Genomic DNA, 8,607 nt, shown 5'->3' with positions numbered 1-8,607 from the left:
ACGGAGCACATATTCTGTGCTGTTCTATCAGTGGGTTTTCGTCACTGATCTGTCAGTGGTTGGGTCCGGCCGGGAGCCGGGCGCCGGTCCGGGCGGCGGGCCGGCGGACTGACGACGCCGTCCGCCCGCGGGGTGCCCCGCGGGCGGACTGCGCCCCTGGGTGGACTGGCTGCCGGTCCGAGGCCGGGCTGCCGTTCTGGGGCCGGGCCGCCAGGCCCGGGGCCGGGGCGTTCGTTCAGAGTCGGTACGGCTTCGAGCGGCGGCGCAGGAACCAGCCCGTCGCGATGACGCCCGCGCTCACGAGGCCCGCGCCGATACCGAGTGTGAGGGTGCCGTAGTCGCGCGAGGCGCCGCCCAGGCCGCCCATCACGCCGCGCGACGGCTTGGACGTCGCCGAGATCGTGGGCCGCGCGGCGGCGGACACGATGACGGACTGGGAGCCGGCCGTGGAGCCGCTGGAGCAGAGCACGACGACGGTGTACGTCCCCGGGCTCACCCCCGACCAGGCCGCGGACTGGCTGACCGTGGTGCCCGAGAGGGCCACCTGCCGGCCCTGAGAGAAGTTCGCCTGGCCGCTGCTCAGCAGCGAGGCGTTGCCCCAGCTGCCGTTGATCTGGGTGCAGGCGCTGGTGACCACCGAGACCGTGGACCCGGTGGTGCTCACGGAGATCCCGGAGGCCGCCGCGGCCGGCCCGGCGAGTCCGGCCGGGAGCGTGGCGGCGGCCGCCAGGGTCAGCCCGGAGCTGAGGAGGAGTCGGGTAGTTCGCATTGGGGCCTCCGGCGGCACGGGTGGCGGTACGTCCCATGCGCCGCCGGGAGTCGGGAAACGACCGTGCTGCCTCAAGTGCAGCCAACGCGCAGCCGGACCGTGCCGCACCTGGACCGCACCCGATCAGGTGACGTTCATGCCCCGGCCCGGCCGGCCGCCGCCCCTGCGCCCCGTGAGCGCGTCCGCTCCCGTCCCCCGGCGAGTGGAACGAGCACGCCGGACCGGTACCGGCCCGCACCCGGCAGGGGAGGCACGCTGGTGGGCATCCGGTGCCGTTACGTATGCTGAAGCCCTGGACGGTCTAACTCCCGCCGCTGAACAGGGAGTTCAGACCTGTGGCGCGGTAACGCTGTCGTCGCCGGATCCGCGCCGACACGGGTGGGCCGGAAGCCCGGGCCGGCACCGGTCCGGGCTCCCCGGCCCCCGGTCTCTTCCCACGGGGTGTCAGAAAGCTGCTCCATCCGGCCCACTCAGGGTGGTTCGTACACCCTGGTCAGCCCGGCATTCGATCGGATGTACCTCTTCGCGTCCCCCAGGAGAGGTCCCCATCGTGCGTGTCCAGTCGCTGACGCTGGCCGCGGCCGCAGCCGCCCTGCTCGCCCCGACGACGCTTCCCGCCACCGCCGCCGTCGCGCGGCCACCCGCGGACTCCGCCGCCCACAGCGAGGGCGAGGTCCCGGCCGCCGACCTGCTGGACCGGGTGCGCGACTGCGACCAGGTCTCCCACGGCCGGTACCGCACGGACGCGGGCGCCCGCGCCACCGTCCCCGTCTGCGGTACCCGGGAGGCCGTGTTCTGGAAGGCCGACCTGGACGTCGACTGCGACGGCCGGCGCACCGCCCACTGCAACCGCCGCACGGACCCGCTGTTCTCCGCGGCCACCGCCTATCCGCAGTCCGACGGCCGCCACCTCGACGCCGAGTCCCTGCCCTACATCGTGGTCCCGGCGCCGAGCGGCATCTGGGACCACGACAAGGACGGCGTCCACGGCGGCTCGGTGGCCGCGGTCGTCTACCGGGGCCGTGTCCAGTACGCGGTGGTCGGCGACACCGGCCCCCGCGGCATCATCGGTGAGGCCTCCTACGCCACCGCCCGCCGCCTCGGCATCCACCCCGACCCGCTCCACGGCGGAGCGTCCTTCGGTGTCACGTACATCGTCTTCAAGGGCTCGCGCCTCGACCCCATCGAGGACCACGAGGCCGCGGTGGCGATGGGGGAGAAGCTGGCGAGGAGATTCGTACGGGACAACTGGCCGAGGCACCGGGCACACCGGGACACCAGGCGCACCGGGGCGCCGGCCTACACCTTGCGGTAGCCGTACGCCTCCGCCGCCGCCGCCTCCACCGCGTCCAGGTCCGCTCCCGTCGCCGCCGTGACCACGGCCGCCACCGCGCCTTCGAGGAACGGCGCGTCCACCAGGCGGGAGCCTTCCGGGAGTTCGTCGCCCTCCGCGAGGAGCGCCTTGACCGTGAGGACCGCGCTGCCGAGGTCGGTGAGGAGCGCCACCCCGGCGCCGCGGTCCACGGAGGCGGCCGCCGCGGCGATCAGTTCGGCGCTGGTGCCGAGCCCGCCGCCCTCGGTGCCGCCTGCCGGGGCCACCGGCACCGCCGGGGCCCCGCCCGCCAGACCCTTGGCCAGTGCCGCGACGGAGGCGGCCACCTCCGCGCTGTGCGACACCAGAACGATTCCGACCAGCTTCTCGTCACCCACGGTCAGCCCTCCGCTGCGTGCGCCGCTTCCCCGAGAGCGGCGATCAGCAATGCCGACGACGTCGCCCCGGGGTCCTGGTGGCCGATGCTGCGCTCGCCGAGATAGCTCGCCCGGCCCTTGCGGGCCTGCAGCGGGGCGGTGGCCTTCGCGCCCTCCTCGGCGGCCGACCGCGCGGCGGCGAAGCCGTCCGTGAGCGCGTCCACCGCCGGCACCAGCGCGTCGATCATGGTCTTGTCGCCGGGCGCCGCGCCACCGAGCGCCATCACGCCGTCCACGCCGGCCCGCAGCGCCTGCGCCAGCTGGTCCTCGCCGACCTCGGCGGCGTCCCCGAGCGCCTTGCCCGTACGACGCAGCAGCGTCCCGTAGAGCGGCCCGGAGGCGCCGCCGACCGTCGAGATCAGCTGGCGCCCGGCGAGCACCAGCACCCCGCCCGGGGTGTCCGGCGCCTCCTTCTCCAGGGCGGTCCGGACGGCCGTGAACCCGCGCCGCAGATTGCTGCCGTGGTCGGCGTCCCCGATGGCCGAGTCTAGGGCGGTGAGCCGTTCCGCCTCGCGGTCCACGGCATCGGCGGTCGCCGTCATCCAACGGCGGAAGAAGTCGGCATCGAGCACTGGGTCTCCTCGCAGAGTAGGGAAGTCGGTCGCCGGGCCCGCCGTGTCACATGCCCCAGCGCAGCCCCGGGGTCTTCACGGGAGCGTCCCACAGCCGCAGCAGCTCCTCGTCGACCTGGCAGAGCGTGACCGAGACGCCCGCCATGTCGAGGGACGTGACGTAGTTGCCGACGAGGGTGCGGGCGACGGCCACCCCGCGCTCGCCCAGCACCCGCTGCACCTCGGCGTTGAAGCCGTACAGCTCCAGCAGCGGAGTCGCCCCCATGCCGTTGACGAGGACGAGCACCGGGTTGCGCGGCGGCATGTCCTCCAGGATTGCGTGCACCGCGAAGTCGGCGATCTCCCCGGAGGTCATCATCGGCCGCCGCTCCCGGCCCGGTTCGCCGTGGATGCCGATGCCCAGCTCCAGCTCGCCCGGCGGCAGGTCGAAGGTGGGGCTGCCCTTGGCCGGCGTGGTGCACGCGCTGAGTGCGACACCGAAGCTGCGCGCGTTCTCGTTCACCTGCCGGGCGAGGGACTCCACCCGCTCCAGCGGCTGCCCCTCGGCCGCGGCGGCGCCCGCGATCTTCTCCACGAACAGCGTGGCCCCTGTCCCGCGCCGGCCGGCCGTGTAGAGGCTGTCGGTGACGGCCACGTCATCGTTGACCAGGACCTTCGCGATCTGGATGCCCTCGTCCTCGGCGAGCTCGGCCGCCATGTCGAAGTTGAGCACGTCGCCGGTGTAGTTCTTCACGATGAACAGCACCCCGGCCCCGCTGTCAACGGCGGCCGCGGCCCGCGCCATCTGGTCCGGCACCGGCGAGGTGAAGACCTCGCCCGGGCAGGCCGCCGACAGCATGCCGGGGCCCACGAACCCGCCGTGCAGCGGCTCGTGCCCCGACCCGCCGCCGGAGACGAGCCCCACCTGCCCGGCCACGGGCGCGTCCCGCCGAACGACCACCCGGTTCTCCACGTCCACCGTCAGATCCGGATGCGCGGCCGCCATACCCCGCAACGCGTCGGCCACCACGGTCTCGGGGACGTTGATCAGCATCTTCATGCCTATCTCCTCGGAAGCTCAGCGGGTGACGCTCTGACCGGGTTTCTTCCTGTTCGGGCCAGGGCGACAAGGCCCTGCTCATCAGTATCGGCCTTGCGGCAGCGGAGGTCATGTGCACTGACCACTCCCGCCCCTGCCGACGCCCCGCATACGGGTCCGCGACGTCTGTGCCGGACCGCCGGCACCGGGTCCGGGCCGAGGTCGGCGGGTGAGGCGGCCCCCCCCGCGAGCGTGCCGGTGGCCGGTGCGAGGCCTGTCGGGCCGCACCGGCCACGTCGTACGCAGGGATCAGCAGCTGAACGTCGGCTGCGCCCAGTCGGCGTGGTCGTAGTCCGGGCCGTCACCGCCGTCCGTGACGACCAGCTGCACGGACTGGGCCCCGGAGATGTCGGCGGCGATCTGCTGGGCGCCGTCGGTGCCCTTCAGCAGGCCGGTGGAGGCGACCTTCCTGCCGTCGGCGAGTACCTCGAACGTGACCGATCCGCGGTCGCCGACCTCGTCGTCCACGCCGACCGTGGCCTTGAGGGCCGAGCACTGCTTGCCGGTGTAGTACTCCACGGAGCTGGCGGCGTTCGTGCCCAGGCCCTTGGCGTACGTGGTGCCGGCGATCGTGAGCGTCTTGCCGTCGCCCGCGGCGGACTCGCCGTTGCTGTGGTCCTTCTCCACGGGACCCCAGCCGTTTGCCGAGCTGAGCGCCGTCAGGTCGCTCGCGAAGGAGTCACCGGCCGGCGGCGCCACGGCCACCCGCGCCCGCAGCGGGACCCGGGTGGTGACCGCGTCTCCGTGTGAGGGCCAGTACGTGGCCACGGCGTTGACGCCGTAGCTGCCGGGGGCGGTGCCCTTCGGGGCGGTCACCGACCAGGTCGTGGTCAGCGCCTTGCCGCTCTTCAGGGTGCGGGCCGTGGCCGGGGAGGTCGCCTCGGCCCGCCAGCCGTCCGGGACGTCGAGGTCGACAAAGACCCGCCTGGCCGTGGTGCGGCCCAGGTCGGTGAGGGTGGTCGTCACCTGCTGCGTCTTGCCCGGCTGGACGAAGTCCGCGCCCGTGGCGCCCAGTTCGGCGGCCGGCGGGTAGACGACGGAGTGGTTGTCCTTCCACACCCGCAGCAGGACCGTGCCGTGGGCGGGGACGGTGGCCGCGAGTGTGCCGGCCGAGTTGTAGTCGCGGTGCTGCCACAGGTCCCGCACCCGGTAGGCGTGGCCCGTGGCCAGACCGGCCGCCGTCGCGGTGGTCGCGATCCGCTGGGCCCGGTCGCTCTCGTTGAACAGCGCGACGGTGCGGCCGCCGTCGGCCATCTCCTTCACGACGACCCAGCGGCCGCCCTCGGAGGACAGTACGACTCCCTGCTTGCCGAGCTTGTCCTGGTCGACGGCGATGACGTCCTTGTTCTCCAGGATCTGGTACGTCGCGTCGTCGGCCTGGCGCAGATCGGTGCCGATGAGCAGCGGTGCCGCCATGACCGACCACATCGAGAAGTGCGTTCGGTACTCGGTGTCCGTCATGCCGCCGTTGCCGACCTCCAGCATGTCGGGGTCGTTCCAGTGGCCGGGGCCGGCGTACGGGGCGAGCGGCAGGTTCTGCTTCATGATCGACAGCATGCTGCCCCAGCTGTCGCTGATGTCACCGGTGGTGCGCCACAGGTCGCCGACGCCCTTGGCCCACAGCCAGGGCTTGTTCGAGCCCCACTCGCAGATGCTGTAGACGATCGGGCGCCCGGTCGCCTTCAGCGCGTCGCGCATGGTGGTGTAGCGCTTCTGGGCGTCCACGCCCTGGTTGTTGCAGTTGTCGTACTTGAGGTAGTCCACGCCCCAGTCGGCGAACTGCTGGGCGTCGCTGTACTCGTGGCCCAGCGCCCCCGGGAAACCGACGCTGCTGCACGTGTGCGTGCCCGCGCTGGTGTAGATGCCGAGCTTGAGGCCCTTGGAGTGGACGTAGTCGGCGACCGCCTTGATGCCGTGCGGGAAGCGCACCGGGTCCGGCACCAGCTTGCCGTTCGCGTCACGCTGCGACTCGGCCCAGCAGTCGTCCAGGTTGATGTACCGGTACCCGGCGTCCTTGAGGCCCTTCGCGACGAACAGGTCGGCCATGCCCTTGACCATGTCCTCGTTGAACTCCGGCCGGCAGTGGGTGGAGTTCCAGTTGTTGAAGCCCATGGGCGGCGTGTCGACCAGACCCGCACCGGGCGACGTCCCCGCCGGCGTGCTGTCCTGTGCCGCCGCGACGGCCGCCGGAGCGCCGAGTCCGGCGCCGCACAGCACCGCTGCCGTCAGCGCCCCTATTCCTCTGAGTCGTGCACTCCGGGCTGAGAGTTGGCGCATGCCTCGCATGTCCTTCCGTGTGCTGCCGCGGGACTGAGATGTCCATGACGAACGAGCGCCTACGTTAGATCGTGTTGGAAATTGTCGGAAGGGGTTGGGCGCCTTTGATTCAGGACGAGTTGAAGCGGGAACTAAGCGACTGATCGGTACGGCCGACATGGGAGTCTGTTTGATTTTGTGAGGGCGTGGTCGGAACCGCCACGGAAGGCGCTACGGTATGCCCGCACCCGGCGCCGGCCGGCCCGCGCGCCTCCACGGCCGTAGCTTCTCCGGGTTCCGGACCACCCAGATCCGGCTGACGTGTCCGTCGGTGATGTCGAACGCGGCCACGGTCACGACCGTGCCGGCCCGCTCGGCCACCAGCCCCGGTACGCCGTTGACCGACCGTTCCAGGAGGCGCGGTCCCGGGGCCGTGCCGGCGACGGCGACCATGTACTGGGCGATGCGCGCGCCGCCCTCGACCGGGCGCAGGACGGTGCCGACCAGGCCGCCGCCGTCGGCCGTCATCACCGCGGCGGGGTCGAGGAGACGGACGAGCGCCGCGACGTCCTTGGTCTCCCACGCCTCCCGGACCTGCCTCACCACCTCGGCCCGGCCGGCCGCGGGCGACGTGCCCTTGGCGCCCACCCGGCGGCGGGCCGAGGCCGCCAGTTGCTTGCAGGCCGCGGGGGTCCGGTCCAGCACCTCGGCGATCTGCGCGAACGGGTAGCGGAAGACGTCGTGCAGGACGAACGCCACCCGCTCGGCGGGTGTCATCGACTCCAGCACGACGAGGAAGGCCAGGGTCACCGACTCGTCCAGGATGATCTGGTCGGCGGGGTCCGCGGTGGTGGCGGCGGGGCCGGCAGCGTGGTTCCACTCGGTGCGGTCGGGCAGCGGCTCCGGCAGCCACGCGCCGACATAGCGTTCACGGCGGAGCCGCGCCGACCCGAGCAGGTCCAGACAGATGCGGCTGGTCACCGTCGTCAGCCAGGCGGCGGGGGACAGGATCGACTCCTGCCGGAGGCGCGGCAGCTCGTACCAGCGGGCGTAGGCGTCCTGTACGGCGTCCTCGGCCTCCGTCACGGAACCGAGCAACCGGTAGGCGACATTCAGCAGTTGGCGTCGCTCGGCGGCGACCCCGCCCGCGCCGGTCCCGACAGGTTCCATGCCTCCGGCCGCCCCCCGCCTTACCTTTCGCCGTCCCACGTCGTCGGTGTGGTGAGACCTTATCGATCTACTGCCCGAGGGCGGAAAAGGGGATACGCCATGGCCACTCAGGTGACGGCGAAGGCGACCGCGAAGGCCCGGCGCGGGGCCTCGTTCCTGCGGATCGCGATCGCCCTGCAGACGCTGACCATCTTCCTCCAGGCCGTTTCCGCCGGGCTGCTGCTGACGTCGTCCTACGGAGAGACACTGCACAGTGCCGGGGCCCGGGTGATGTACGGGGCGTCGATGCTGTACGTGCTCGCCGCGGTGCTGGCGTGGAAGCCGGGCGGCGGATCGCCCCGGCCCGTATGGCAGGCGTCCGGCTTCCTGGCACTCGCCTCGGTCCAGGTCGTAATCGGCATCGCCCACGTACCGTCCGTCCACCTCCCGCTCGGGGTGCTGATGTTCGGCCTGAGCGTGCTGGCGCTGGCCCGGTGCTGAGGTGGCGTCAGTCCCCGGCATCGGGGAGGCGTGGACCGACGCCGGTCAGGCGGGGTCGGCGGCGGGTGTCCGGCGTGAGAGGGCGTCGGACGCGCGGGCCGTGGCGTAGAGGGAGACGGCCAGGGCGAGGGCGAGGGCCAGGCCCGCGGTGTAGACGCCCGCCGACGGTTCGGCCCGGGCGCCGCCGGCTTCCTGGCGGGCTGAGCCGCTGAGGAAGGGGACGACGACGAGGACGGCCAGACCAAGGGCGACCTCACCCCAGACGACCCTGGGGAAGTGCCGGAGCGTCAGGTGGCGGAGCGAGGCGTTGTCGCTCGCGCGGCGGGCCCGCGTCATGCGGGGCATCAGCCAGAACTGGTTGACGGCACCCGCGGTGACCATGCCCAGGACGAGGACGGTCTTCACGAGCAGCGCGAGTCCGTAGCCGGTCGTCCACAACTGGCTGACGGCGCCCACGTGTTCCCAGGTCATCCACAGTCCGGAGACGACGACGGCGGCGACGCAGATCATCGCGACGAGGCTGACGCGGCGCC

9 protein-coding genes are annotated in these 8,607 nt (G+C 72.6%); 2 read left to right on the top strand and 7 right to left on the bottom strand.

Annotated features, from left to right (window positions below; all coding sequences use genetic code 11):
* Nucleotides 1-235: 235 nt before the first annotated feature.
* Nucleotides 236-769, bottom strand: a complete 534-nt coding sequence (locus ABZ854_RS36465; protein WP_361220164.1) for a hypothetical protein — start codon at nucleotides 767-769, stop codon at nucleotides 236-238.
* A 550-nt stretch (nucleotides 770-1,319) separates the two neighbouring features.
* Between ABZ854_RS36465 and ABZ854_RS36460 the strand changes: the two genes are divergently transcribed.
* The gene (locus ABZ854_RS36460; protein WP_361220161.1) at nucleotides 1,320-2,084 is read left to right on the top strand and encodes a glycoside hydrolase family 75 protein; all 765 of its coding nucleotides are present in this window, start codon (nucleotides 1,320-1,322) and stop codon (nucleotides 2,082-2,084) included.
* Here the strand turns inward: ABZ854_RS36460 and ABZ854_RS36455 are convergent.
* The 5 genes from ABZ854_RS36455 to sigJ form a co-directional block, all read right to left on the bottom strand.
* Entirely contained in the window at nucleotides 2,069-2,479 is a 411-nt protein-coding gene (locus tag ABZ854_RS36455) for a PTS fructose transporter subunit IIA (protein WP_361220158.1), read from the bottom strand. The two genes, ABZ854_RS36460 and ABZ854_RS36455, sit on opposite strands and share 16 nt — an antisense overlap.
* A 2-nt stretch (nucleotides 2,480-2,481) precedes the next feature.
* Nucleotides 2,482-3,090 (bottom strand): dihydroxyacetone kinase subunit DhaL, encoded by a 609-nt coding sequence (dhaL, locus tag ABZ854_RS36450; RefSeq protein WP_361220155.1) that lies wholly within the window; start codon nucleotides 3,088-3,090, stop codon nucleotides 2,482-2,484.
* Nucleotides 3,091-3,136: 46 nt separating this feature from the next.
* Nucleotides 3,137-4,129, bottom strand: coding sequence for a dihydroxyacetone kinase subunit DhaK (gene dhaK / locus ABZ854_RS36445; RefSeq protein ID WP_129311177.1), 993 nt, complete (start codon nucleotides 4,127-4,129; stop codon nucleotides 3,137-3,139).
* Nucleotides 4,130-4,417: 288 nt separating this feature from the next.
* Nucleotides 4,418-6,445 (bottom strand): NPCBM/NEW2 domain-containing protein, encoded by a 2,028-nt coding sequence (locus ABZ854_RS36440; protein WP_361220151.1) that lies wholly within the window; start codon nucleotides 6,443-6,445, stop codon nucleotides 4,418-4,420.
* Between the two features lie 210 nt (nucleotides 6,446-6,655).
* Nucleotides 6,656-7,594 carry an RNA polymerase sigma factor SigJ gene (gene sigJ / locus ABZ854_RS36435; RefSeq protein WP_361220149.1) on the bottom strand — a complete coding sequence of 313 codons (939 nt, stop codon included), beginning with the start codon at nucleotides 7,592-7,594 and terminating at the stop codon, nucleotides 6,656-6,658.
* 99 nt (nucleotides 7,595-7,693) lie between these two features.
* Here sigJ and ABZ854_RS36430 point away from each other — a divergent pair, with 99 nt between their 5' ends.
* Complete coding sequence (locus ABZ854_RS36430) at nucleotides 7,694-8,074, top strand: hypothetical protein (RefSeq protein WP_361220146.1); 381 nt, start codon at nucleotides 7,694-7,696, stop codon at nucleotides 8,072-8,074.
* Nucleotides 8,075-8,119: 45 nt separating this feature from the next.
* Here the strand turns inward: ABZ854_RS36430 and ABZ854_RS36425 are convergent.
* A partial coding sequence (locus ABZ854_RS36425; protein WP_361220143.1) for a CopD family protein occupies nucleotides 8,120-8,607 on the bottom strand: 488 nt, incomplete at its 5' end.

The sequence above is a fragment of the Streptomyces sp. NPDC047028 genome (assembly GCF_040644095.1).
In the GTDB taxonomy this organism is placed as follows: Bacteria; Actinomycetota; Actinomycetes; order Streptomycetales; family Streptomycetaceae; genus Streptomyces.
This window is presented reverse-complemented; position numbering and strand designations above follow the sequence as displayed.

What these genes read in the sequence shown, in the direction of transcription:
- ABZ854_RS36465 (WP_361220164.1), bottom strand. Translation starts at nt 769, where the DNA reads ATGCGAACTACCCGACTCCTCCTCAGCTCCGGGCTGACCCTGGCGGCC.
- dhaK (WP_129311177.1), bottom strand. Translation starts at nt 4,129, where the DNA reads ATGAAGATGCTGATCAACGTCCCCGAGACCGTGGTGGCCGACGCGTTG.
- ABZ854_RS36440 (WP_361220151.1), bottom strand. Translation starts at nt 6,445, where the DNA reads ATGCGCCAACTCTCAGCCCGGAGTGCACGACTCAGAGGAATAGGGGCG.
- sigJ (WP_361220149.1), bottom strand. Translation starts at nt 7,594, where the DNA reads ATGGAACCTGTCGGGACCGGCGCGGGCGGGGTCGCCGCCGAGCGACGC.
- ABZ854_RS36430 (WP_361220146.1), top strand. Translation starts at nt 7,694, where the DNA reads ATGGCCACTCAGGTGACGGCGAAGGCGACCGCGAAGGCCCGGCGCGGG.